This is a genomic window from Bradyrhizobium sp., assembly GCF_049798375.1.
GTDB lineage: Bacteria > Pseudomonadota > Alphaproteobacteria > Rhizobiales > Xanthobacteraceae > Bradyrhizobium.
The window spans coordinates 1-24635 of the sequence record NZ_JBARGP010000709.1 but is presented as its reverse complement, the minus strand read 5'-3'; the positions used below and the strand labels follow the sequence as shown (position 1 = coordinate 24635).

The following is a 24635-nucleotide window of genomic DNA, read 5'->3' as shown; positions in this document are numbered from 1 at the left end:
AGCAAGAAGTGCGACATCGGGTTGCTCAGACAAGGTCAGACGAAGGCCAAGGGTTCGGTACGCCGTGAGGTCGGCGACCAGACTCTCCGAAAGTCCCGCGTCGGCTTCCGTATCGTCATCCTCGGCCCCATCCTCGTCATCGTCTTGCGTGCGGACCTTGGCCGAGGCGCTCTGCTGACGATTGTCGTCCTCGGGCCGGATAAAGCCGCGCTCGACGCGAACTTCACCATCATGGTTGAGAACCACGAACGCACCGCCGCAGGCGATGTCATCGGCATCGTAGGCGGAGCGCAGGGTTTCAAGGCGCTCGATCTCGGCTTCGAGTTCGCCGAACCGGGAATCGACATCATCGGGAAGCTCCTCAAGACTCTCATGCTGCTTGGTGAGCAGGTCGACCTCGGCCTGCGCGGCGTGGTAGGCGGCCTGATCCTCTGCCGAAAGCTCGACCTGTCGTGGATAGACGCGCCGAAGGCCGTGACCATGCGGAAAATCAAGGTTGGCTTCCGCCCATTTCCACCCCTCGGTCTCCTGCAACGTCGCTGCGACCCGTTGCAGCTTTTCCAGCGCAAGCCGGTCCAGCAGCGCGGCATCCTCGAAATAGCCGCCGCGATCCTCTGTAAAGAGATCGCGCAGGATTGTCCCGCCTGCCTCAGTGTAGGCCTCGTGACCGACGAAGACCGCGCGACGGTCAGTGGCGGCGACATTGGTTTCGGTCAGCATCCGGCGAATCGTGACGGGATCGCGGCTATACGACAATCGATCATAGATCGTCTCCTGCCGGGCGTGATCGTCAATCAGGGCGAACGCGACCAATTGCTCAAAGCCCATCTCACCGTTGCGGTAAGCCTCAATCAGCCGGGGAGACACCGCACTCAGCCGTAGGCGCTGACGCACCACATGCGGCGTGACGCCGAATCGGGCGGCGATGTCTTCCGCACCAAAACCGCGTTCGTCAGCGAGTTTCTTGAAGGCCTCGAACTGGTCGGCGGGATGCATGTTCTCGCGCGTAACATTTTCATCAAGGCTGATTTCGTGCGGATCGTTCGCGGTGTCGATGACGCAGCGGATCGGCTCGGTCTTCTTGATCTCCTTGCGCCTGACGCGCAAAAGCTGGGCCAGCCTTCGACCTTCACCGATGGTCACGAAATAGAAGCCTGTGGCCGCGCCGTCGCCATCCGATTCCGGTTCGACGACAAGATTTTGCAGGACGCCTTTCGCGGCGATGCTGGCCGCATAGGCTTCGATGGACGCCTCGCTGTGCGGCGTCTTGCGCGCGTTTCTGGGTGACTTCTTGAGCTTGTTGAGTGGAATCAGAACTTCCGCGCCGCTTGGGGCGAGTGTTTGGATTTTCTTGGTAGACATGGGCGATCTCCTTTCAGGGATGGGTTGCAAGCGCAGCACTGCGCTGCAGCCCTGCCCGTCGGCGAGACCGGGGTAGCAAGGGCAAGGGCGGCCGGGGCGGAGGGGGATCACCCGGCCTGCACAAGCGGATGTTGAGAATGGGATTTGTCGAAAAGGGGTCTGCGCGGAAGGTCGGGGAGACCGGCCCGGCCGGTCCCGGCATTGCCGGGACTTCACCCTTGCCCGCGGGAGGGCAGAGCCCTTAGCCACCAAATTGTGCGTACAGGGGGTGAAATCGCGCTTTGATGGCACCCGCTCAACCAATATGACGGCACCGGCGGCGTCAGACAGCGTAGGCCGCCGCCTCCGCGCAGATCGCGGTCTCGGCGCCCCGGTCGTCGTGATGCAGCGCGCACCCGATCAGGCGCGGCGCCACCTCCGCGGCGGGAGGCGCGAGAAAATCCGCGTCGACCTCTACGTACTTCCTTCCAAAATATCCGGTCCTCTCTCGGCGGCCTGAATCAGGTCGGCCGGCAAGCGCTGCGCGAAGCTCCGACCATGCGAAGCTGACGCCAGCGGCTTCACCTTTGCCCGGTCCCTGCCAGGAGATTTGGAGCGCCGACCCAAAGCAGGACCGGCGGTTGTTGCGACTTATGGGGCCTTTCGCGGGGGCGTTCGTTGACGCCTCGGCAGTGGAGAACGGTCAGTCTGGATTCGGCGCTGCATCAAAGCAGCGCGAGGGCGATCATCACGACGAGACCGACGCCGGTCACGCACCAGCAAGACAGTTCAAGGAAGCTCATCAAGGGCCTCGGCGAGGACCCTGCCCGGCGACAACATACATCGGGAACCCGTCATCCGGAAACCTTTCCCCGGGCTCGGGAATTTGACGATCGGGGCTACGCAGAACGCGGATCGTGCCATGCCCCTAATGCCTATTGGCGATGTATTTCTGACCGTTACGATCATGGCCCTCACATTCCTGGCCGAGGTCGCGTTCTTCGTCCTTCTCGGGATGTTCTGAGCGCACGAAGTACCGACGGCCCTGCGGGGCCAGCCGATCGCTGAGGACGTGGCCCAGGACATCGAGAAGGCGCCTGCCGATTAGGCCCGGCGCCGGTCGTCGGAGCCAATGGTGTATTCTCTTGCGGACACCGTGGTTCTCCGGTGAAGACGAACCATCGGGCCGGCGAGAAACGCTCGGTCGCCTGGCGACGACCCGGCGTCACGCAGATCTCAGTCCTTGCCCAATCCGGAGAAGATCGCCGCCGGCGGGGTGGCGCGTGGCGGTGGTAGCGGGCGCGCCCCTGCTGTGGCCGGCTTGCTCCTGGCGTCGTATCTCAGGGCGAGGTCCAGCAGCCTCCTCCTTGTGAACGGGTCCGCTCTTTCAGCCAGATCGCGTGCGCGCTGCGCCAAGCCCCGGTAGAACCCCTCCATGACGCCACCCCCACAACAAAACCGAAAGCCGGATTTCAGTACGCAGGCGGAGGCTCGTCAAGACGCCAGATCGGAACTGGCCGCCAGCGCTAACCCGCCCGCCCCTTTCCGCGCCGCGCTTGTGTCCGTCGGGCCGACAGCATTAAGCTGACGACGGCAGGGAAGTTCGATGGCAATACTCCACCCGATCCGGAAGGTGTGCCCGGCGTGCGGCAAGCCGATGGTCGTCGTGCCTGACGATGCCGCCGAGGGGCGGGAGCGCTACGTCTGCACCACCTGCGACGACGATCCGCTTCACGACCCGACGGCCCGCAGATGGGCGGACGGTCCGCTACGGCCGCCGGCCAAGTGATAGGACCGGCGCAGTCCAGAGCAAAAGCCGCTTTGCATGCGCCGCCGAAACCCGCGAAGAGACAATAGAGAAACTTCGACGGAGCCTTAGGGGCGAGCCCACGGCCGGCGAAATCGAAGTCGGCCGAACGGAAGCCATACGGCGCGCCTATGCTGCCATGGCGATCGCTGCCGTCCTTCTGCGAGATGATGACGACTCGGCTCCCAAGAAGCGGGCGGTGCCGGCAAAACCGCGAATGAGGGGTGTTCACCCCGACGCTCCGCGTTAGCCGACACGGTTGGGCTGCTCTGGCCGCACCGCGGGCACCGACCGTCGGCGGCTGCACCCAATTGCCGGCCGAACTCTTCGGGCCCGCCCCTCCGGGGTCGTGCCGTCACTCTTGACGATTCTCTTGGCGCACCCGAAAGCGTGGCTCTCGGCGGCGGCGGCGTCCACGCGGATGACCACGTCCTCGTGGAAGTGGCAAACCATCGTGGCGCGCACCGTCTCGATGCGTAGCGCACCACTGCGGCCTGATCACCTGGTCTCAATGTTGTCGGACATTCAGACCCTCCTGCTCGACGTGTCCCCGTGGATCGGACCGGACGGAAATCAGCCCCGGCTTCCTTCAGGAGCGCCGAGGCCGATTGTGCACTTACGTCATTCCGGGGCTGTCTGCCTTCAACCCGCAGTCCTGGATTCCGTTCCAGCGAACTTGCCGGCGGGGCCGCTCTCTGCAACCGCCCCGCTGATGCGGCGGTGTCGAGGCTGTCGCCCGAGCGGTGCCCGGATTGCTTCTGAGTCCGTGGCGCCGCTGCGGCGACAGCACGCGAACGAGCTGCGCTGCTCGGTACGCATCCAACTCTAACGAGAGCCCGCCGGTTTGCCCCTACTCATCTCAAGTTCGCGTGCGGCGGTCCGTCACTTAGAAAGTCCCGAGGTTCAGGCCGTACGTTATGCCGGCAAGAAGAGACAGGAAAAGACCGGCGCCGAAGAAATCAGAATGATCTTCAGTCCATCGACATCGACGTCCGTGCCCGTCGTACGAGAGAGCACCTTCACCAGCGTGGCCATCGTCGGTCTCCTCCGGTAAGCGGTGGCGCTATCATAGCCCGCACCCGGGTTCGGAGAGTGTGAACCAGCTCTCAAGTCCGAAGGGTCCGTCGTTGCCGTGGCCCATTGTCGAAAATCGTTCCGGGGAGGAACTCCTCGATTCGGTCGGATTTATATTGCAACCGATGGGCGATGCGGGGCATCGTTGCACTTGGCGCTTGGATCGCCTACAGAAAGGCAGGGAGTTGGACAATGAATGACAAGGCGCCTTCAGCGCGAAGCGATCTGCAGGGACTTAGGCTGATCCGGGCTTTTCTCCGGATACGCGATCAACGCGCCCGGACCGAACTCGTCGAACAAGCCGAAAGGCTCGCCGCGAAGGAGTCTGCGGGATCGGTTACGAACTTGCCCTGTTCACCTGAATTCGCCGGGCATCCGGCGGACCCTCTCAGTTAATCTCGCGCACCTTTTATCTCGCCTCCAATGCCGCGTTCGAGTGCCATTCCCGTCTGCCCGCGTTGCAAGAAGCCGATGACCCTGGCCGCAAGTCGTGATGGCAAGGGAGCCCCGTTGTGGCGCTGCTTCAAATGCGAATCCGCCGGCTGATTCCGCCCAGCGGCTTCCAGCCTCCCAGTGCGGCGACGATCGGCGTCGACTTCGCGGACGACTCGACCGCGCTGCGGGACGCGCTCGCGAGCCTCGCGGCCGACAAGATATTGGTGTCCGTCACGTAGAGCGACTTCACATCGGGACTCGAGCGTGACCACCATCTGGTCAACTGGATCGGCGAAGACCAAGGGCCCTCGAAACGTCGAGGCGATCATCTGCTTCTGGGCATTTCCGCCTGCCGATAGCACACTCCCCACGAAGGCGGCGGCTGGACCGGCCATTCGCGCCGGCGTTGATCAAATAACGATCAACACTCCGCGGGCCGACAACTTAATGAGCGCTCTTTCGAGCGCTCATTACTTTTCCTGTTGCCACCTTTGGTCGGCTAAGCAACCGGCGGCAAAGATGGCATGATGCCCTTCAGGCTCAAGCGCCAGAGCCTGAGCGGCTTTGGGAGACCCGGCGTATAGATGACCATCATCGCAGTTCTGGTAGCGACGACCTGTTCGCAAAACGCAAACAGGCTCTCCGCAATCTGGAGTGCATCGGCATCCTTTTCCGTCGTCGTCAGCCAGTAGTTACCCGGAGTGAGATAACCATGTTCGGAAGCCGCGATGTCGCGGCCCTCGATCATGCGGCGTGCGTCCTCCACCGTCAGGATGTGCCAACCATGAGCGGCAATGCTGTGGATGACGTCAGGCGGTGTCACCACCGGCAGTTCAGCATTCACAACCAAGGTAGCACCATGCTCCCGAAAGGTCGTAATGTACGCTCGGCGGCCCTTGATCAACTGAACGATATCCTTCTCGCCCACTCTGATCAGCGGGACATCATCAATCGAGCACGTCCTGTATTCGGCCAGCTCGATACGCGGAAGGCTCCAAAAATCCACATTGACGAAGTAACAGCACGGATAGCGCTGAAGCATCGCGGCGGCGACGGAGGTTGAGGAGCGATGGTGCCTGGCCCGCCGCACGTTGCGGATGGCCTGGGCCCAGGGCGTCTCCTTGATAGAAGCCGCGATTTCGGCAAGGCGCGTCTGCGCGATTGTCCGGATCAAGTTGAAAACTCGGCTAGTCATCGGCTGGTCTCCTTTGCTTACATGGCAACTGATGTTGCCGTACGAGCAGGGTGGCCGATGAGCCGGAGCGACGTTGCAGACCAATTGAAGATCGGCAACGCCGCCATCAACCATGGAGTCTGTTCACCATAACAGCGGACGGAAACGCCGCACGGAGAGCTTCTCGCCCTCAGTCATCTGCGGAAGGTTCTCGTAGTCCACGGAAAGGGTGACGCCTTCTTGGCCTTTTCCAACCTTAAATCGCGGATCGACCCCCGCGTCCGGGTCGTCAGGCTGAGCCGTGTTCGGTGTGATGACGACGTTGTAATATAGCGGAGACACTTGGACCGGGGTTCGCATTGCAATGGCCTGTTGTGCCGCCTCTCGGAGGTGTTCTTCTCCGACGAGCAGGTCGACCAGATATCGGATCTCTCCATAAATCTTTTCAAGGTCCCCAATATCAGCTTCGGTTACCGCATAACTCGGATTCGATGAGAGGCAGTCGACCAGGGTCGCAGCGATCTCGGGCGGCAGCTCTTCATAGTCCCGTCGTGCAAAACATCCGAACCAGACAGCAAGATCGAAGAGATCGGTCAACGACTCGAATTCGCAATATAGCGTGGCCGGGTTGATGGCCCCATAGAGCGCCACGAGAAAGCAACCCCAGAGATTCAGATCGAACGCTTCGCCGAAATCCAAGCGCGCTCTTGTCCCGCGGCTCACGGGCTTGCCCTTTGCCACCTGATACCGAGCAGTTTCTCGCCCGATACGGTGCGCCGTGAGCGCCCGCAAGTGCGCGCGCCGCAAAACGCTAATGATAGGAAGTTCGCGGTCGACCACCGCTTGATAGCTGAATGGTCCGTAGACTTGTTCAAAGCAGAGGATTTCAACGGCGGCCTGAGATCGGATTTCGGTCGGAGTCATGCCGAACCATTCTTTGACGTTAGATCGTCCGGCCATGTGGAGATATTGCGTGGTGACGTTGCGGTCGCGATCTCGCACTTCCGGAGCTCGATAAAGATCGCTGACCGTTCTGAATACGGTTTCCACTTCCGCCAGCTCCGCGTTCTCCAACTGGTCGCGAAATTCTTTATCAAATCGCGTCCATGGATCCGCGTCACGTTCAGATCGAAATTTCGCCATTTGAAGTACCCGGCTTGCTCGCACGCATTGAGCGAACAGCGCTGTCCTCAAAGTGCCTGCAATCGTTCCTTGATCGGGATTCCCTCGTTTACCTTCTTCGTCGTGAGCCGGAACAATGGCAATCCAGTCGCCGCGCAAAAATCCAGTCAACTGAACTTGGTTAAGTTTGACGCCGCGAGTACGTAGCTGAAACTCAGTGACCGCCTGATAATCCTTCGTGCGCCACTGAGCGAGGACACCGTCCTCGACAGGAGACGCCGGAAAGCCGAACTTCGCGTTGTAGTAGATGACCGGGATCGGCTTGAGACTGAAGCGATCCGGGATGACATGAATTTCAGCGTCTGGGCGCTGTTCGTGCATTGCCGCCAGATGATCTTCATCCAGATAAATACGTGCGCTGTGGCGATTTCCAAAAATGTCCGGCCTTCCAAATAGCATACCGCTTCCTCTTCCAATTACGTCGCGGGTGTGGATTACCTGAGCAGTCATTTCGAGGCGGCGAAACGGTTTCCGGAATTTTGAGTAAAATCCAATATTTTGTCGCGTCGTCAGCGCGGATTGGTGTGGCCTCCCCGGCGTTCTGAGCGGTTCTTCTTCAATTGCTCTGCAACATGACGCGATGGGCGCGACTACGGATGGCCTCCTTCGATGGAGGCTCACGTGGTTGCAACAATCGCGGCAGGAACAACGGCTCGGTACTACAGCAAGCAGTCAGAGTATTATCTCGGCGGCGGTGAACCCGCAGGTCGCTGGATCTCGTCGACCAACGATTTCGGCGTCAGGCATGGCGCTGAAGTTGACAATGTTCTCTTCGAGCGGCTTCACGCTTCTCTTGACGCGGATGGACATCCCCTGCTGTCCAGCAGCGGCGACACGGCAAAACGTGTCGGCGGTATCGATCTGACGCTGTCCGCACCGAAATCGGTTTCCGTCGTGTTTGCGCTCGCTGATGACGCGACGCGGCGCGCCATCGAGAAGGCTCAGCACGAAGCCTGTGAAGCAACGATCGCCTTCCTGGAAAGAAACGCGGCGTTTTGTCGGCGCGGAAAGAATGGCCATCGTCTCGAACGAGCCACACTTACGGTTGCCTCTTTCCAGCATGGGGAAGCCCGTCCAGTCGAGCACGATGACGGCAAGGTCTATGCCGACCCCAATTTGCATACGCACGCAGTTTTATTAAACTTTTCAATGCGTCAGGACGGCACCGTTGGCGCGCTCGATGCGCGCCACCTGTTTGCTCACAAGATGGCCGCCGGCGCAATCTACCATCTCGCATTGTCTTCAAATTTGCAGAAGCTTGGCTTCGAAATTGGCGAGATCGGCAAAAACGGCACCTTCGAAGTTGTCGTCCCATTGAGCGAGGATGCCCGTGACGGCAGCCTTGCTCAAAACTTCGCGACCCTGCAGCGTCACTGGTCCGCCCGCCGAAGAGAGGTGGAGCAGGCGATGGCCGCTGAGGGGCTGTCAACTGCCGAAGCCCCGGCGCTGGCCGCGGCCATCGCGCTCGGAACGCGTTCGTCGAAGCAACAAGACCGTCCGACTGATCGTTTTGACTTGTGGGCGGAGGAAGCCGCGCCGTTCCTGGACGTCCATCGGTTCATGGCGAATCTGCGCACCTCGCGAACATGGGACCACGCAGAACTAGAGGAGCTGATCGCCGAGCGCGTGGCGGCCGTGCCGGCGGAACTGACCGAACACGAAAGTGTCTTTGAGCGGCGTCACCTCTACGCAGCCGTGGCGGCGGCCCTGGTGGGGACAGGCGCCAACGCGATGCGGGTCGAGCAGGAAGTGGACCGCCTGCTAGAAGCAGGCCGCGTCGTCGAACTTGGACGGGACGCACTGCAGCAGCCGGTCTATTCGACACCAGAGCAAATCGCAATCGAGCGCGAGTTGGTCACGGTGGCCGAGCGCCTCGCGCGGGAGCACCGCGCGGCACCTGATCCGGCGCGCGTGCTGCAGCTTTGCCGCGAACGCGGACTGTCCGCAGAACAAACCCACGCCGCGCAAATGGCCACGAGCTCGGCGGCTGTCGTGGTGATCGAGGGCGCCGCCGGGTCGGGGAAGTCGACGACCTTGGCTGCAATCGTGGCGACGTACTCCCAAGATGATGCCGGTTCCCCTTCAAATCTTGCTGCTCCTGCGCGGCGGATCATCGGTACGAGCCAATCCTGGAAGGTCGCCAAGGAATTGCAAAAGCTGGGGATTGAGGCGATGGCCACCGACGCCTGGCTTGCGCGTCCCAGGCAACCGTTCCTCGACGCCAACACAGTGCTTGTCGTCGACGAAGCCGGACTTCTGTCGTCGCGCCAAATGTTGGCGATCACCAAGAGGGCAGCAGTGGCCGGAGCAAAAATTATCGTTGTAGGGGACCGTGAGCAGCTCCAGAGCCCGGGGGCCGGCCCCGGGCTGTCCATCCTCGCCGCCATCACGGGTACGACTCGCGTCGACACCATCGTGCGTCAGCGCGAAGCCTGGATGCGTACGGCAGTGACGGATTTCGCCAAAGGCCGCGCCAAGCAGGGCTTGGCGGCGTTCGAGGAGCGCGGCCTCTTGAAATTCGCAGCCGGCGAGCAGGCGACTGTCACGCGCGTGGTAGATGGCTGGGAGAGCGCGCGGCGCGCGGAGCCGGGCGCGTCCGTCTTATTGATCGCCAAGACCAACGCGCAGGTGCGCGCCCTCAATGATGAGGTCCGCGTTCGACTGAAGCGCGACGGTCGGATCCTCGGGGAGGATATCGAGGTGGCCGCCGTGACACCCTCCGGCCATGGCCAGACACTCGCCTTCGCGATCGGCGATCATATCCGGTTTCTGGTCCGGCACGATCGCCTCGCCGTCATCAACGGCACCACCGCCACCATCACCCACATCGACGGTCTCCGGACGCAGGATCCGACCGTGCACGTCGACATCGCCGGACGCCGGGCGAGTTTTCGCGTGTCGGAGCTTGCCGACGAGCACGGCCGAGCCCGGCTCGGCCACGCCTACAGCACGACCATCTATGGATCCCAAGGGCTGACCTCCGATCAGGCCCTCGTCTGGGCCGGACCGTCGATGACAAGAAACGAGGCGTATGTCGCATTTTCGCGGGCGCGGGATAATCTCGAGATTTTTGCCGACCTCCGCGAGATCGACGCGCAAGCACGCCTCGATTTGCCGCTGTCGGAGCGGTTGCAGGCCACCATCACCCCAGAGCGGCGGCTCGAGTGGTTCGCGGACCGGTTGTCGCGCTTGCAGGTCAAGACCTGCACTCTCGATCCCATGCTCGGCCATGCTGTGCGCGTCAATGAACGCTTGCCGGAGCGAGCCCTAGCGACAGAGTATGAGCGTAGCTAGGCGTGGACTCGTAACCCCACGTCGGCCATGAAGGTCGGCTAATCCCGTCCGCCTATGTAAAACGGTTCGTGAAGAGGCAAAAGAACAACGCGATTGATGCCGGGACGATCTGGAAGCAGAGCAGCGGCCGAGCACGCGCTTCGTGGTCGTGAAGAGCGAACAACAACAGGCGGCTGGTTCGATATCCTCAAAGAGAAAGCCAAAGTTGGAGTATTCGACATGCGGCAGCCGACATTTCCGGTGTTCCGCTGAAGTTTTGCGCTCGCCGACGGCCTTACGTCATCGGCCGTTCGCTTGCCGCGGTGATGCCCGCACATGTTTGGTGTCGTTCACCACTCCCATCGCGAGAGAAAGCTTCCCTTCGACCTCGACGACGAGGCCCGCATCGAAATCCGGATTCTCGCGCTTGCCGCCGGGCGCCGGATATCCGCGCGGGTTGCAGAAGACCCGCGTGTCGCCGACGCAGTAGTCGCGGTTACTGTGCACATGGCCGTGCAGCCACAGCTTCGGCGCGGCGTCGCCGATCATCAGTCGCTCGACATCGCTGGCGTAGCACCAGTCCAGGTCCGTGATCGTGGGCCAGCGGAGCAGCGACCGCGGCGACGGAGCCATGTGCGTGACGACGACCGCGGCCTGGCCCGCGGGACGCTCGGCGAGAGCCCTCTCGATGTACGCGACTGAGGCCTTGTGGGCATCGATTGTCTGGCGGGGGAGGAGCCGGTCCTTCGACCGCCCGGCGCCGGTCTTTATTGCATAGTAATCGTTCATCTGTTTGGTGGCCATGCGCACCGCGTCGCCGAACATCACGTACGGCGGCCTGGTCATGAAATCGGTCCACAGCGTAGCGCCGACGAAAAGTACGCCCCCGATCTCGACGGAGGCATCATCGAGCAGGATGATCCCGAGATCCTCCGCGACCTCTGGCATCCGCGCGCGCTGCTCCTCCCACGTGGTCTTAAGCTCCGCACGGTGCTTGTCGTGAAAGGAATAGAAATCGTGATTTCCGGGGACGTAGATGAGCGGCCGGTCGCGATCAGGATACAGCTCGCGGACACGCCGCAACGCCAGCGTGCCGGGCGCGGCGGCGTCGCCGGCGACTACGGTCACGTGTGCATCGATATGGGCCATGCTGTCGAGCCCGTTGCGCTCGATGTCGACGTGCAGGTCGGAAACTGGATTAATGCGGATCACGGCGTCACTCCAATGTTCTCGATATCGCCGCCCTGCGGGTCCACGCGTGGCGGCAGTGTCGCCATGTAAGCCTTGATGGTAGCGAGTCGGACCGGAGCGATGCCCATGACGTCGACGCCGATGTCCGCGGACTGCCGGTTGCCCGGGATCTTACCGTGGTGGTGCCCATACAACATCAGCGTGGTCGGCTTGCGAGACCCGGGCCAGCTCACCCATGGATAGTGGCAGATTACACATTTGGTGCTCTCGATCGTCTCGTATGCGACGTCGCGGACCGATTCCCAACCGAGGCCCTTTGTGACCTCGCCGTCGTGATTGCCTGATACCAAATGTTTGCGCCCTGGTAGGCTGTCGAACAGCTTGCGGAGCGCAGCCGGATCAGCCCGGTGAGCGAAGTCACCAACGACGATGATCTCGTCGTCGGGCCGCACGACGGTGCGCCACGACGCAGCCATCGCCTCGTTCATCTCGCGTCCGTTCGCGAACGGCCGGTTGCACATTCGGATGATGCCGTCCGCCCTATCCGGCGACGCGTGGAAAAAATGTGGATCAGCGTAGAACCAGGTCGTCACTGCAGCTTTCCCCCACGTCTTTTCGAACGAAATCGGCTTTGCCCGCCTCGATGTCTCATCGCACCATTGACGATCAGTTACTCGCCCGGGTCCGGCATTGTTTTTTAAGTGCCGCGTGGTTGACGCGCAGTAATTGCGGCTTCGCCCAGCCGTTTACCGGCCTCGCCGCGTATGGAAGCATCAGATCGGGTTTCAAACCCGCCGCGGCGGCCGGCGCCGCCGCGCGGGCCCATTGAAGGCCTAATTCATGATGAAAAATCGCACTTCTACGCGCCCCCGGATCGCTGTGCGAAGAGGTGAGTAGGCGAACATTTGGGATTAGCGCACGCATTATGAGCGGGCGAAAGCGTTCCGATATTGTCTCAAATCTTATCGTTGCGACTATTGCTACTTGTCTCGACGGAAGGGCACCGATCTTTTTCAATTGTTCTGCAACGTTATCTGACGGGCGCGATTACTCACTGCCTCCTTCGATGGAGGCTTTCGTGGTTGCGACAATCGCGGCTCATACAACGGCGGTCACCTACCCCAAGGGGCCGGTCGGCGCGCGACGGCCGGTCTGTTCGCTCAGCTGGCTGCCACGACTCCAAGTCAAGGCCTGCACCGTCGATTCCCTGCTGGACCATGCCGCGCGGGTCCGCGAGGGCGCACGCGAGCGGGCCGCGGAGTACGGCCGTGGCTAAGTCCCGCATCCCGAAAGTGCGGCTGCAACCGCGTGTGACCGCTCCGGGCGGTCCGTCTGCGCCGCCGACGACTGTGGCGGTGCCGAACCACCCGCTACGTAGAGACGCCGCCACCACTCCCTTGCGGCCGTCCGAGCCCGAGTTCTGGACCGTGATCAATGAGGTCGCGGATCCCACACCCATCGCGCCCGCCGAGCTCGACGCCATCGAGCGTTATTTTTCGGCGGTGCTCGATGACGTCTTTTCACCATCGCGAAAGGCGTCTCCATAAACCGCTGAAAGGAACCTGGTCATGACCGACAACAATCTCTATCCCAACGTCGTCCTGCCGATGCCGCCTGATTATTACGCGGATGTCGCTATCGAGGCGGCACTCTGGCTGGTGCGGGAATCGAGGGATGCGATCGCCAACAAGATTGATTTCGTGCCCGACCCCACAAACTATTTCAGCACGTTCGGGCGGCTGCCCGCGATCCGGGAGTTGGAAGACCTCATCGAGGAGCAGCGCTTCGATATGTTCGTCGACGGCTTCCGCAGTTTTCCTGATGGCGCCCAGCACGCGTTTGAGGAGTTGCTGACCGACCGCAGAGAGGCTCTGCTGCAGAGTTTCCGGGAGTGCTGGAAGGTGGTCGCAGACGCAGTCCCGTTCCCCTGATTTTAACCGTGCGGAGGAGTCAGGCGAATATCACTTCCCCTGATTCCCCTGCATGGATAGACTCCCTCTTCTGTATCGCGTTAGGAATCTGCTGATGGCCCGCAAGAACCTTCAAGTCTCAGAAACACCCGACAATTTCGTCCAGCCGCGGCCGCGCAATGTCCTGATTTACATTCGCGTTTCAACTGAGAAACAGTCCAACAATCAGCTCAGCCTCGATTCGCAGGAGGAGCATTTGATCGCGCGCTGCAAGCGCGATGGCGACCATATCGCCGGCATCTTCCGTGAAGAGGGCGAAACTGCCACCAACATGAGGCGGCCGGCCTTCGAGCAGATGATCGCGCGTGCGACCGATGGCACGCGCACGGTCGACGCGATCATGGTGTACTCTTTTTCCCGGGCGTTCCGAAACCAGGTCGAGCAGGAGCTCACGGTTCAAACCCTGCGCAAGCACAAAGTTGAGCTGATTTCGCATGCCGAGCCGCTGGCGAACGACGACACTGGCGACATGTTCAGAAAGTTCATCGGCATCGTCAACGAATACCAGTCCAAGGAGACAAGTCGTTCCACAATGAGAACGATGAAGGCCAATGCGAAGCTTGGCTACTCCAATGGCGGCATCATTCCCTTTGGCTACAAATCTATCGACGCAGAGGTGATCGGCAACAAGCAGAAGAAGAGGCTTGCCATCGAGCCGGTCGAAGCGGAGATCGTGATCCGCGCCTTCGATCTGGCCAAGAACGGTGATGGTAACAGCGGCCCGTTAGGAACGAAGAAGATTGCGGAGTGGCTGAACGCGCGCGGCTATCGCTCGCGCAACGGCTCGCTGTTCGGGACCGGCACCATTCACGAAATTCTCACGCGCCGCGCCTACACCGGCGTGCGGAACTTCAACGAGTTCGATCGGAAGGGCGACGGCGAGCGCAAGGCGCCGTCCGAGATCATTGAATACGAAATTCCGGTCATCATCGACCTGGCGACCTTCGAGGCAGTCCAGGCCTTGCTGGTGTCGCGCCGGCCGCGGTCTCGTGGGCCGCGGCTCGCGTCGGCGCCGTCCTTGCTGGGCGGCCTTGTCCGCTGCGACTGCGCCAAGTCCTGTGCCCTGACCACCGCCACCGGTACCTCTCGGACCGGCGTCATCTATAGCTATTACAAATGCATCCAATCCATCAAAAAAGGGCAGCATAAGCACGATGGGGGCGCCTCCTGCAGCAACCGCAAGATTCCGCGGCCCGTCATCGAGAAGCTCGTGGTCGAGGCCCTGCTGGATCAGCTCCTGCAGCCCGAACGAGTCACGGCCATCCTGACGGCGCTCAAGACCCGCCGCGACGATCGGCAGGCCTCCGCCGACAGGCGTCTGGTCGATCTCGCCCGTCAGGTTACCGACGCTGACGAACGCCTCTCCCGTCTCTATGCCTCGATCGAGGCAGGCACCATCGACGGCACGGACCCGACGCTGAAGGAACGCGTGGTCGCCTTGAAGACGACCCGCGACCGGGCCCTGGAGGCCCTCGATTATGCCAGGAAGTCCAGCGCGGTCCCGATCGAGATCGATCCGGTCGCCATCGACCGCTTCACCCGCCTGATGCGCGAACAGCTCGTGTCGGGCGATGTGGCGGCCCGGAAGACCTACCTCAGCGCCATCGTGGACGCCATCGTCGTCAGCGACAGCACCATCCGCATCATCGGCTCAAATGACAATATCAGGGCCACGCTTGGCCCGAACGGCGAACCGCGGACTCCGGTTCGTAAATCTGTTCAGGAATGGTGCCCAGGGGCGGAATAAATCTTGTGTCTACCACGTTGAAATTGCATCGTTTTTTGAATGATGATTTGCCAATGTACCCGCGAGTGTACCCAGGGCGCTTTCGTGTTGCTTCAAAGGGCGCGACCTTGTGTCGCAACACGAAGTCACGCGCACGCCGGACCATTCAAAGATTCCGACGATCCACTAGTTCGCGGGCCACCATTGAAGCGGGGACTCGCAACCACCGATACCGACACTCGCTGATGATAGCCATTTGAGCGCTGCTTTCCGAAGGCAAAGGTTGCACGTTCGAATCGTGTCGGGTGCGCCAGTTCTTCTTTGCTTTACAACGCGATATGCGCGCCTTGGACTGAACTATACTTTTTGTTCATTCCTGCGAGTAAGCATCTGGAGCGCATCGTCGCAAAGTGGTGCAGCATTGCTTTGATACACGTCGTACCGATAGACAGCGGTTAAAATAGATTCAGACCTCTGGATGGGTCACGCGCGGCTGTGCCGGTCCTGGCGGGGCTTGCAAGACACGCTTACTGTGTCGAAGCGCTCGTTGGCGAAAAGCCGAAATGGCGTCAGCCGCCGTCTTGAACTTGCCGTCGAGGTCCGATCGCCTTTCTTGGCGTTCCAGAGGAGCTGCGCCTCGCCGAGCAAAAAGCGGCGGATCGTTAATTAGTGCCAAAAGTGACGCCGTGGCGGTTGCGGAACTGCGAGTCATCGGGACCGGGCCTTGCGAACGCGCCAATTGGCGGTCCGTCACCTCCGCTCCCCGCTATTCCGCGCAGCTTCTTGGTCTTGATTGAAATCCGCCCGGCCATGATATCCTTGAGGGCCTTGTTGATGTCGGTCTTTGCGAGATCCTTGATCCGCCGGGTGAAGGCCAAGTCCTTCAGGCCGGGTCTATTGTGCTCCTCAGAACATCGTCTCCTTGGACTGCGGGGCATGGGAGACTTTCCCTATCGAACCGAAAGAGCAGGAAATATCCGGCAGGAACGAAGAACAGCGTCAGAGCCGAAGCAACAGCCAATCCCGACATCATCAATACCGCCATGGGCTGCCACAGCGCGCCGCCGGCGATCGCCATAGGTGCAAGTCCAAGCACCGTGGTTGCCGATGTCAGCAGGATCGGACGCAGGCGTTTCCCCGACGCCGCCACGATCGCGTCGCGCAGGTTGAGTTGCTCCCGCTCGATGTCGATCTGATCAATCAGCACGATGGCGTTGTTGATGATGATGCCGGAAAGGCTGATGATGCCGAGCGTGCCGAAGAACGAGAGCGGCTGGCCGGCGGCGAAAAGACCGAACGGGATGCCGATCAGGATCAACGGTATGCTCATGAACGTCAGAAGCGTTCGCCGAAACGAGTTAAACTGCAGAATGATCGCCAGTACCATCACGCCTAGCGCGATGGGAAATCCCGCAGCGAGTTTCTGATTCGTCTCCGCGCTCTTCTGGATCTCGCCGGCGATAGCGACGCGATAGGTTCCGGCAAGGTCCAGCGCCTGCAGCCCGGGCTGGATCGAATCCAATAGCTGTCCGGCCGTCAGCGAGGTGCTGCGCGCGGTAACCGTGATCGTCCGTTCCTGGTTCTTGCGCCGGATGCGCGCCAGATCAAATCCGGGTTTCAGCGTGGCGACCTGTGCCAGCGAGATCAGCGCGCCATTCTTCGCGAAAGTTGCGCTGGTGAGGCCTTCCAGGCTCTGCGAGGTGTAGGCTCCGGCCCGCAGAACGATCGGAATGATATTGTCGCCTTCGCGATAGAACGAGACCGCCGTGCCAGTGAAATAAGTATTGAGCAGCCGGGTGACTTCTTCGGACGTCACGCCGAGCTGGCGCGCCCGGTCCTGATCGATTTCGATGACGACCTTGACGATCTTGTTGACCCAGTCGTCATCATTGTCGCGAACGCCTGGCGCGGACTGAAACAGCGAGCGCACCCGTTCGCCGAGCGTGAGCAGCCGGTCGGCGTCGGGTCCCGAGATTTCCACATCCACGATACCCGATTCCACCGCTCCCATCGCCAGCCGCTTGATCTTGAATCGTGCCTCCGGGTGGTTGGCATAGAGATAATTCCAGGCACGTTCGGCCGCTCGCACCGCGCCCTGATAATCCCTGGTATTCACCAGCAGGAAGGCGGACGCCGGATCCGGCGTGACCGGCGTCAGGGTGAGGTAGAACCTTGGGCCGCCGTCACCGACATACAGGATCTCGCTCTCGATCTCGGGATTGGCCGTCTTGTCCCCGAGCCAACCCGCAATTTCGCGCGCCCGGGCTTCGGTTTGCGAGATGTCGGTGCCATCAGGCATGTTCATATAGACCAGGAATTGATTGCGTTCGCTGAGCGGGAACATCTGCTTGGGAAGGCGGGCGAATTGTGTCAGCGCCAGTACGACCAGCACGATGCACGCGGCAAACACCAGCGGTGAGAAACGCAAGGCGGAGCCGAGGGCAACGGCATACAAGCGCTGTATCCGTGAAGGAGCAGCGTCTTCATTGTTCGGTGCCCGCCGGCCGATCAGCCAGACGGTCAGCGCGGGGAGGATGTAAAGCGCCGTAATCCAGGAACCGCCGAGGGTCAACGCCACCACGGCAGCCAGCGAGAACGCGTATTCGCCTGATGCCCCCGACATCATCAGCAGCGGAAGGAATGCAGCGATGGTGGTGATCGAGGAGATCAGCAGCGGCAGCGCATACTGCTCGCCCGAGGCCAGGCCGGCTTCCTGAGGCGGCACGCCGCGTCCGATCCGGCTGACGATATCCTCGACGATCACCACACCATTGTCGACCAGCAGGCCGAGCGCGATGATGATCGCGGCGATCGAGACTTGCTCCAGCGCGATGCCGAGCGCCCGCATGCCGATCACCGAAAACATGACCGCGAACGGAACGATCATCGCCGCGACGGTTCCGGCGCGCAGCCCGAGAAAGAACACCACAAGCGCTGCGACGACGACGAAGGTTTGCGCGACGCTCGACAGCGCGGAGTTGACGGAGGCATGAACCTGGTCGGCCTGATAGGTAGCGAAACCGATCGCGTAGCCGATCGGGAGGCTTGCCTCATACTCGCGGGACGCCGCACGCAGCTTGCCGCCAAGCTGCGTGACGTCCTGGTCGGGCTGCATGACGACGCTGAGAACCACGGCGGGACAGCCGTTGAAATAGACCGGCTTGACCTTGGGGGACACGTAGTCGCGGCGGACGGTCACGAGATCGGCAAGCCGGACGAGGTTGTCCGTGGTCCCGACCCGGGTCAGCATCGTCTCGATCGCGCGTACGCTCGGAAAGTCACCCGAGGTTTCCAGAAGCAGACGGGTGCCGTTCGCGTTGATGGTTCCGGAAGGGAGCACCACGTTCTGCCCCTGGAGATCCTTGATCAACGCGTTCACCTGAACCCCAACCGCCGCCAACTTGCGGGTGTCGAGTTCCAGCCAGACCCGCTCGTCCTGCACGCCGAGGAGTTCGACTTTGGCAATGCCGGAGAGCCGATAGAGCCTCTTGCGAAAATCCTCGGCGACGTCCTTCAACTCGCGGGGTGTGAAGCCCTCGCCCGTGATAGCGATGGTCGCGATGGCGACATCGCCGAAGTCGCTGTTGACGAACGGGCCGACGACGCCGTCGGGCAGTTCAATCTTGACGTCGGCCATCTTGTCGCGCAACCGCTGCCATGTGGCATTGACATTGGCGATCTCGTCCTTGAGGTCGACGTAAATTGTCAGCGAACCTTCGCCGGCCAGCGTCCTGATATCCTTGACTTCGGGGACCTCGCGAATATTGCGCTCGACGGGGATGGCAACCAGGTTCTCCATCCGCTCCGGCGCCATTCCCGGAAACAGCGCCGACACCACCGCCGTGCGGATGACGATGATGGGGTCTTCGCGTTTCGGAAAATTGGGATACAGACCAATCCCGGCGATCAGCAGGCTGATCATGGCCGCGATGGTAAAGCGGGACCGCGCGAGACCAAATCGGGTGAGGAGATTCACGGCGCCTCCTCCTCCAGCGGAAGCAGCTTCACCCTTTGCCCGTCCGACAGATAGGATACGCCAGCCGAGGCGAGGATATCGCCGACCGCGATGCCTTCAGTGACCACCAGGCGGTTGTCGCGAACCCCGCCGGCCGTGATCGTTCGCTTTTTTACGGTCGAGCTTGCTTCGTCATAGCGGAACACGGTCCCCGTCGTTTGCAGCACCTTGCCGCCATCCGGCACGAGAACGCTGAGCGGCACCAAATAACCGCTGCCGCCGCCGATCAAGGGTTCCTCGATCGCGACTTCCACGGACATGCCCGCGTTCAAACCCGAGGTGCTGTTATCCAGCCTGATCACGACCGGAAAGGCCGACACCTGCTCGGCTTTCGAGCCCAGCTCCTTGATCTCGCCCTTGAGAAGAAGATCTGGCTTGTCGGCGATCCTGACGTCGACGACCTGCCCAACCTTGAGACTCTGGAATGTCGCTGACGGCGCCAGCAACGACATTTCGAAGCGCGCGTCACTGTAGAGCGTGGCGATCGGCTGGCCGGCGGCGATCTGGGCAAAGGATTTGACCTCGACGCGAGCGATGGAGCCGGCGAACGGCGCCAGCAGCTTGCTTCGGTCGAGATTGTGATTTGCCAATTCGAGCTGGCGGCGCGCCTGGTCGTGCTGAGCCCTTGAGCTGAGCAGACTGGCCCTCGACTGGTCGAAGACGGACTGTGTCGCAACGCCGCGCTTCAAGAGTTCTTCCTTGCGCTGAAAATCGCCTTCTGCGTTGTCGAGTTGCGCCTGCGTCTGCTGCACGCCGGCGCTGGCCTGGTCGACTTGGCTCTGCAGCGAGCGAGGATCGATCTCGGCCAGCACATCGCCCAGTTGCACCTTTTGGCCGACGGCAAGGGTGACAGCCTTCAGTTGGCCGCCGATCTCGAACGACAGACTGCTGACATCCGCCGGCTGCAGGACGCTGGGAAAGCGCCGAACGCGACTTTCGGCCTTTGCCGCGACCTTGTATGCGCGGAGCCCGCGGACCGGTTGTTCGGCTGCTGCTTGCTTTCTATCGCCGCATCCTTGCAATCCAAAAACGAGGATCGCGCAGAGCACAAACCGCAAAAACTGTCTGGTCATTTTCAGCTCCGTCGGGCGACGCGAGGCAGGAGCGGCAGGGTGGGCAGCGTCCCTGCATGGTGCCCATGCCCGCGGCTCTTGCCAAGAGCGATCAATTCTCCTGCAACAATCTTTGCGCGACCAGATGACGACCCCTCATCCGAGCTTTTCGATGATCTGAGGCAATTCGCGTCTGAATGTCTCGAATTTGTCGAAAACGTTCTCTCTCGACACGAGATTGGGCACCACCTGCATCGCCTCAAGGCGATCGATCTGGCTTTGGGGAAGGCCGACCAGAAGGACGCGCAGGTTTGCGGCTTCGAGATCGACCAGCACGTCCTGCAGCGCGTAAATTCCCGATTGGTCCATATAGGAGACCCGCTCCATCCTCAGCACCAGCAGCTTTCCATCCGCCACCTCTGACGAAATCTTGCGAAGGGCCTGGGCAAAGCCAAAGAACAGCGGGCCATCGACGTGCTTGATCAGCAAGCGGCTCTTGAGGTCGTCGGGAATTTCAACTTCATCCGCCCAGGGCTCGTCTTCCACCAATGTGAGCTTGGTCCTCTGCTCCATGATCCCGGCAACGGACGCCATGAAGACCAGGGAGGCGGCAATCATGCCGATGCCGACGGCTGTGATCAGATCGGTGAAGATCGTCAAGGCGACCACGAGCAGCATGAGCGCAACGTCGGCGCGTGGGGCGGTCGAGAGATGGGCGAGACTGCGGTAATCGATGATGCTCAAGCCGGCGCTGATCAGAATTCCCGCCAGCACGGCATGGGGGATGTAGCGCACCACGCTGGACAGGCCGAGAAGAACAGTGAGCAGGAAGAGACCGTGAATAACGCCGGAAGAACGATGCCGCCCGCCCGCCCTGATATTAATGGCGGTGCGCATGAACGCACCGGCGCCAGGAATTCCCCCGAACAGCGCGGCGGCCATATTGCCCACGCCCTGCCCAACGAGCTCCCGATTGCTGTCGTGATGCGTCCGGGTGATGTTGTCGGCGACCAGTGACGTCGTGAGGGCGTCTATCGACCCAAGGAAGGCCAGTTGGAACGCGGCAGTGATGATCAGTTTGGGATCGGCGAAATCGAAACCGGGAACGATGAAGTGCGGCAGGCCGCCGGGTATGTCGCCGATGGTCGGAGCCGAGAGCCCGAACACAGCGGCGATGATCGTCAGCGCGACCAGGGCGATCAGAGAGGGGGGAACGACGGACACAATACGGGGCAGCAGGAAAGCCAGCGCGACCGTCGCCGCCGCGAGCAGTACCGCGCCCGGGTTGACACCGTGCTGCAGCGATCCAAGGGACCGCAGGATCGCCACAGGATTCGATGACGGTGACTCCAGACCGGCTACCGGGAAGATTTGTTGAATAATGATGATGATGCCGATCCCCGTCATCAGGCCGGAGATCACGGGGTAGGGCAGGAAGCGAACATAACGTCCGAGCCTTGCGATCCCGAACACGACCTGTAAGGCACCTGCCAGCAGGAACACGGCGAAGACACTCGAGAAGTTCACCTGTCCCGTCGGAAGCGTGTTCGCTACGACGACGCCTGCCGAGATCAACGTCATCGGAGCCGTTGGACCGGACACCTGAACCGGCGTCCCACCCACCAGCGAGGCAACAATCCCCAGGATGATGCCGCCATACAGGCCGGCGGCAGCGCCCAGTCCGGAGGCCACACCAAACGCAAGACAGAGCGGCAAGGCCACAACGCCAGCGGTCAAGCCGCCGAAAACATCGCCGCGGGTGATCGCGTACTCTGACATCTGAACCCTCCCCACGAGCCTTCTCGGGTTAGTCGCTGTTTGCCGGCGGTTGTCCCGTCACCTTCCTGCACCAGGAGAAGCCTGATCAATCCGCCGGAGAGTAGGGCAATGCTGATTTGTGAACGCAAAGCCGCAATTGCTGGTCGCGGCAGAGACGAAAGACAAAAGTCTTGTCGACCATTAACTCGTTGCCGTCATAGTCCGCCACGTAGACATTCCCCATGGTGATGGCGATATTTCCGTGAATCTGTATGCCGTTTTCTGCAGCGTTGTTCTCATACCACGCCCGCGCCCACGGCTTGAGGGCAAATCCCTTGTCATTAGCAAAGTCGGGATCGCCTCCCACGAAATACGACAGAGCCCCCTTTGCGGTGTCTCGAAACGTTTGATGTCCATGCGCCAAGGTGGGTTTGAAAAACACGACCCCCTCGGCGTAGTCGTAAAGACCATCGATGAGCGCTACGGCTGCGGCTCTGACATCACCGCCAGCCCGATGTACTTTGCCGATACCGACGAGCCCGTCGCACCAGGCTTGTTGAGCGGCGTTGACCTGATCCTCGGCAATTGTCATGTCTTCCTCCCGGCTGCGCAATCCAGCGATCATAACCAATGATTGCACGAAATGAGAAGCGTATTCACCTTCGTGCGGTTGCACGGATTGTAACGCCGGATGCTTGACGACCCAATGCCCATCGGCTCCGGTCGGTCCGAAATACATCAGGGCCGCTTGGTTTCCCCCAATGCGACGCCGAACCGCCCGAGCTCGAGTGTGAAACAGAACAGCGCGAACAGGGTAAACAGAAGCAAGCCTCCTCGAGGCGCCATCAGCAGGACATCCACGTCAAGCCCCAGCTCCGGAAGGTGACGAAAAATGACGACCGCGAAGACGGCGCTTTCAAAAATGAAATTCAACCGGCCGAGGAACAGGAATAGATGCGGCAGTAATACGTTCGAACCCCTGAGCGGTATCGCGACTTTTAGCAGCCGATACCAGTAAGCTGCCTGCATTTCGACAAGGACAGCCTCCACCAGGTTGCTGTCATAGGGCGTGCTCGCCGCTTGCTCACCAGGGCGAAGAACGAGCTGCCTGAACGAAGGCATGCTAGTCCAGAAGATAAATATCGATCCAAACATCTGAATCGCGAACAATAGGATGTAAGTCAGCGTTGTCCATCGCACCGCGTTGGTTCGCATCGGATCCTGCACAGAAAATCCCGCCCGAAAAGCCTGCAATAGCTCGGGATGGATGAACTCTGTCGACCGGCCGGTGGACTTCCCCGTGTCCTTGGCTTGCCGAAACTGGCCTTGTCCTCAGTCGCGCCCGGCATCGTCTACGCAACGGAAGCGACTGCCGGTCTGTTCGCGAGCACTGTTCGCCGATCGTGAATTAAACTCTCCAGTCGATGCGCTGCCACGTTCAATGTAGCGTCACGCGCTCGTCGCCCTCAGCGGATTTGGCGCGTTCCTTTTTTAGATTCTCGTCGATTTCCTCTTCGATATCCGACAGGCCTGCCTCTGAACCTGCGTTCCGGATTCGACGTGCCAGGGCATAGAGCGAATCCAATGGACCTTTGGTTGGGTGTATCCAAGGCCCACGAACTTCCAGGCGGCGGCCAGCATGTGGCAGCGGCACTGAGGACCATCGGCGTCAAATAGATCCAGTTGCCGTATTTATCTATGAAGCCTGCGTCGTAGCGTTGTAAACGGCTGCCGCCCCGGGATGCAGCGGAAGGTAAGCATCGACAATTTTTTTGTTCGCCGATCCACCGACCACTCCGACGGTGCATCCCTTCAGGTTATCCATGCTGTCGATGGAGATCCCGGCGGCGCGATAATCAGCACGACCAAGTGGCTGACGACCACCACAGCTTGCGCCAATCGATTTTAAGGGGCGTCCACATTACGTTATCGCGGTCCGAGATCTGAAGGCCAGAAAGGAGACCGAGAACCACATCCGTTACCTCGCGCTTCACGATCCGCTGACATCGCTTCCTAATCGTAGCTACTTCAACAACAGGATCGATCAAGAAATTCAGGCTCTGGGAAGCGGTCAAAGCGCGGCGTCCCTCTGCCTTGATCTCGACCGCTTCTAGGAGGTTAATGATTTGTTCGGCCCACGCGGCTGATGACTTAGTGCTTCAGACCGTTACAGGCCGTGTCACTGCGGTGCTGGGGAAGGATCAAATAATGGCGCGGCTGGGAGGTGACGAGTTCGCCATCCTGATGCCGGGTCCGATAGACCCGGCGGCAGCAAGCAAGCTCGCCGAATCAATCTTGGAAGCGTTGAACGCAAAGAGCGATTCGCTAGGCGCCAACCATCGTATCAACGAGCATCGGTATCGCGCTTTGTCCCGACGACGCCTTTGATCGGGAATCGCTGCTTGCCCATGCGGATACTGCTCTGTACCGCGCCAAAAGCGAGGGTCGCAATACCTATCGGTTTTTTGAGGCCGGCATGAGTATCAAGGTGCGCAAGCGCAGAACAATGGTGTGTTTCGGCATGGAATAAGGACCCCGTTTTCGGGGTGATCGGCATCCAATCGGGACCCCGGGATAAGGGTCCACAGTGGCTTCCATCGAGTCATGGAAGCCGAGGTTGGGATGCTGGTGGTGGAG

General features: G+C 60.9%; 22 protein-coding genes and 1 pseudogene. 11 read left to right on the top strand and 12 right to left on the bottom strand.

What is annotated here, in order from left to right; all coding sequences use genetic code 11:
• Positions 1-1362: ParB/RepB/Spo0J family partition protein (locus tag WA702_RS27770; protein WP_425113738.1), on the bottom strand; the 1362-nt coding region annotated here is incomplete at its 3' end.
• Positions 1363-2577: 1215 nt separating this feature from the next.
• Positions 2578-2778, bottom strand: coding sequence for a hypothetical protein (locus tag WA702_RS27765; RefSeq protein WP_425113737.1), 201 nt, complete (start codon positions 2776-2778; stop codon positions 2578-2580).
• A gap of 169 nt (positions 2779-2947) precedes the next feature.
• On the opposite strand from WA702_RS27765, the gene WA702_RS27760 reads away from it, so the two are divergent.
• Positions 2948-3130 (top strand): hypothetical protein, encoded by a 183-nt coding sequence (locus WA702_RS27760; protein WP_425113736.1) that lies wholly within the window; start codon positions 2948-2950, stop codon positions 3128-3130.
• Positions 3131-4734: 1604 nt separating this feature from the next.
• Positions 4735-4896, top strand: a complete 162-nt coding sequence (locus WA702_RS27755) for a hypothetical protein (protein ID WP_425113735.1) — start codon at positions 4735-4737, stop codon at positions 4894-4896.
• A 260-nt stretch (positions 4897-5156) separates the two neighbouring features.
• On the opposite strand, the gene WA702_RS27750 is transcribed toward WA702_RS27755, so the two are convergent.
• Together WA702_RS27750 and WA702_RS27745 are read right to left on the bottom strand one after the other, a co-directional pair.
• Positions 5157-5831 carry a hypothetical protein gene (locus tag WA702_RS27750; RefSeq protein ID WP_425113734.1) on the bottom strand — a complete coding sequence of 225 codons (675 nt, stop codon included), beginning with the start codon at positions 5829-5831 and terminating at the stop codon, positions 5157-5159.
• Positions 5832-5975: 144 nt separating this feature from the next.
• On the bottom strand, positions 5976-7412 hold the full coding sequence (locus tag WA702_RS27745; protein WP_425113733.1) for a hypothetical protein: 1437 nt from the start codon (positions 7410-7412) through the stop codon (positions 5976-5978).
• 222 nt (positions 7413-7634) lie between these two features.
• On the opposite strand from WA702_RS27745, the gene mobF reads away from it, so the two are divergent.
• The gene (gene mobF / locus WA702_RS27740; protein ID WP_425113732.1) at positions 7635-10307 is read left to right on the top strand and encodes a MobF family relaxase; all 2673 of its coding nucleotides are present in this window, start codon (positions 7635-7637) and stop codon (positions 10305-10307) included.
• Positions 10308-10327: 20 nt separating this feature from the next.
• A pseudogene (locus WA702_RS27735) lies at positions 10328-10491 on the top strand (IS110 family transposase); the annotation flags it as partial.
• Positions 10492-10586: 95 nt separating this feature from the next.
• Here the strand turns inward: WA702_RS27735 and WA702_RS27730 are convergent.
• Together WA702_RS27730 and WA702_RS27725 are read right to left on the bottom strand one after the other, a co-directional pair.
• The gene (locus tag WA702_RS27730) at positions 10587-11498 is read right to left on the bottom strand and encodes a metallophosphoesterase (RefSeq protein WP_425113731.1); all 912 of its coding nucleotides are present in this window, start codon (positions 11496-11498) and stop codon (positions 10587-10589) included.
• On the bottom strand, positions 11495-12070 hold the full coding sequence (locus tag WA702_RS27725; RefSeq protein ID WP_425113730.1) for a metallophosphoesterase: 576 nt from the start codon (positions 12068-12070) through the stop codon (positions 11495-11497). The genes WA702_RS27730 and WA702_RS27725 overlap by 4 nt, the downstream gene beginning before the upstream one ends.
• A gap of 485 nt (positions 12071-12555) precedes the next feature.
• On the opposite strand from WA702_RS27725, the gene WA702_RS27720 reads away from it, so the two are divergent.
• The 4 genes from WA702_RS27720 (at position 12556) to WA702_RS27705 (ending at position 15194) form a co-directional block, all read left to right on the top strand.
• On the top strand, positions 12556-12753 hold the full coding sequence (locus tag WA702_RS27720) for a hypothetical protein (RefSeq protein ID WP_425113729.1): 198 nt from the start codon (positions 12556-12558) through the stop codon (positions 12751-12753).
• The gene (locus WA702_RS27715) at positions 12746-13024 is read left to right on the top strand and encodes a hypothetical protein (protein ID WP_425113728.1); all 279 of its coding nucleotides are present in this window, start codon (positions 12746-12748) and stop codon (positions 13022-13024) included. Before WA702_RS27720 ends, WA702_RS27715 begins: the two co-directional genes overlap by 8 nt.
• Positions 13025-13045: 21 nt before the next feature.
• Positions 13046-13408, top strand: a complete 363-nt coding sequence (locus WA702_RS27710) for a hypothetical protein (RefSeq protein WP_425113727.1) — start codon at positions 13046-13048, stop codon at positions 13406-13408.
• Positions 13409-13502: 94 nt separating this feature from the next.
• Positions 13503-15194 carry a recombinase family protein gene (locus WA702_RS27705; protein ID WP_425113726.1) on the top strand — a complete coding sequence of 564 codons (1692 nt, stop codon included), beginning with the start codon at positions 13503-13505 and terminating at the stop codon, positions 15192-15194.
• Positions 15195-16056: 862 nt separating this feature from the next.
• On the opposite strand, the gene WA702_RS27700 is transcribed toward WA702_RS27705, so the two are convergent.
• The 6 genes from WA702_RS27700 to WA702_RS27675 all read right to left on the bottom strand — a co-directional run bounded on the left by WA702_RS27700 (position 16057) and on the right by WA702_RS27675 (position 23583).
• A complete protein-coding gene (locus tag WA702_RS27700; RefSeq protein ID WP_425113725.1) occupies positions 16057-19149 on the bottom strand; it encodes an efflux RND transporter permease subunit in 3093 nt (1030 codons plus the stop codon).
• Positions 19146-20261: an efflux RND transporter periplasmic adaptor subunit gene (locus WA702_RS27695; RefSeq protein ID WP_425113724.1), complete on the bottom strand. Its 1116-nt coding sequence runs from the start codon at positions 20259-20261 to the stop codon at positions 19146-19148. Before WA702_RS27695 ends, WA702_RS27700 begins: the two co-directional genes overlap by 4 nt.
• A 135-nt stretch (positions 20262-20396) precedes the next feature.
• Positions 20397-22019 (bottom strand): SulP family inorganic anion transporter, encoded by a 1623-nt coding sequence (locus WA702_RS27690; RefSeq protein ID WP_425113723.1) that lies wholly within the window; start codon positions 22017-22019, stop codon positions 20397-20399.
• 85 nt (positions 22020-22104) lie between these two features.
• Positions 22105-22737, bottom strand: coding sequence for a hypothetical protein (locus WA702_RS27685; RefSeq protein ID WP_425113722.1), 633 nt, complete (start codon positions 22735-22737; stop codon positions 22105-22107).
• Positions 22737-23213, bottom strand: coding sequence for a hypothetical protein (locus WA702_RS27680; protein ID WP_425113721.1), 477 nt, complete (start codon positions 23211-23213; stop codon positions 22737-22739). The genes WA702_RS27685 and WA702_RS27680 overlap by 1 nt, the downstream gene beginning before the upstream one ends.
• A 223-nt stretch (positions 23214-23436) precedes the next feature.
• The gene (locus WA702_RS27675) at positions 23437-23583 is read right to left on the bottom strand and encodes a hypothetical protein (RefSeq protein WP_425113720.1); all 147 of its coding nucleotides are present in this window, start codon (positions 23581-23583) and stop codon (positions 23437-23439) included.
• A gap of 313 nt (positions 23584-23896) precedes the next feature.
• Between WA702_RS27675 and WA702_RS27670 the strand changes: the two genes are divergently transcribed.
• From WA702_RS27670 to WA702_RS27660, 3 genes are read left to right on the top strand one after another with little or no spacing between them, the layout of a single operon-like run.
• Entirely contained in the window at positions 23897-24112 is a 216-nt protein-coding gene (locus WA702_RS27670; RefSeq protein WP_425113740.1) for a diguanylate cyclase domain-containing protein, read from the top strand.
• A gap of 7 nt (positions 24113-24119) precedes the next feature.
• Positions 24120-24386: a diguanylate cyclase domain-containing protein gene (locus WA702_RS27665; RefSeq protein ID WP_425113719.1), complete on the top strand. Its 267-nt coding sequence runs from the start codon at positions 24120-24122 to the stop codon at positions 24384-24386.
• On the top strand, positions 24337-24528 hold the full coding sequence (locus WA702_RS27660) for a diguanylate cyclase domain-containing protein (RefSeq protein WP_425113739.1): 192 nt from the start codon (positions 24337-24339) through the stop codon (positions 24526-24528). The genes WA702_RS27665 and WA702_RS27660 overlap by 50 nt, the downstream gene beginning before the upstream one ends.
• Positions 24529-24635 lie beyond the last annotated feature (107 nt).

What these genes read in the sequence shown, in the direction of transcription:
- WA702_RS27765 (WP_425113737.1), bottom strand. Translation starts at nt 2,778, where the DNA reads ATGGAGGGGTTCTACCGGGGCTTGGCGCAGCGCGCACGCGATCTGGCT.
- WA702_RS27760 (WP_425113736.1), top strand. Translation starts at nt 2,948, where the DNA reads ATGGCAATACTCCACCCGATCCGGAAGGTGTGCCCGGCGTGCGGCAAG.
- WA702_RS27745 (WP_425113733.1), bottom strand. Translation starts at nt 7,412, where the DNA reads ATGCTATTTGGAAGGCCGGACATTTTTGGAAATCGCCACAGCGCACGT.
- WA702_RS27710 (WP_425113727.1), top strand. Translation starts at nt 13,046, where the DNA reads ATGACCGACAACAATCTCTATCCCAACGTCGTCCTGCCGATGCCGCCT.
- WA702_RS27705 (WP_425113726.1), top strand. Translation starts at nt 13,503, where the DNA reads ATGGCCCGCAAGAACCTTCAAGTCTCAGAAACACCCGACAATTTCGTC.
- WA702_RS27695 (WP_425113724.1), bottom strand. Translation starts at nt 20,261, where the DNA reads ATGACCAGACAGTTTTTGCGGTTTGTGCTCTGCGCGATCCTCGTTTTT.
- WA702_RS27690 (WP_425113723.1), bottom strand. Translation starts at nt 22,019, where the DNA reads ATGTCAGAGTACGCGATCACCCGCGGCGATGTTTTCGGCGGCTTGACC.
- WA702_RS27685 (WP_425113722.1), bottom strand. Translation starts at nt 22,737, where the DNA reads ATGTATTTCGGACCGACCGGAGCCGATGGGCATTGGGTCGTCAAGCAT.
- WA702_RS27680 (WP_425113721.1), bottom strand. Translation starts at nt 23,213, where the DNA reads ATGCGAACCAACGCGGTGCGATGGACAACGCTGACTTACATCCTATTG.
- WA702_RS27665 (WP_425113719.1), top strand. Translation starts at nt 24,120, where the DNA reads ATGATTTGTTCGGCCCACGCGGCTGATGACTTAGTGCTTCAGACCGTT.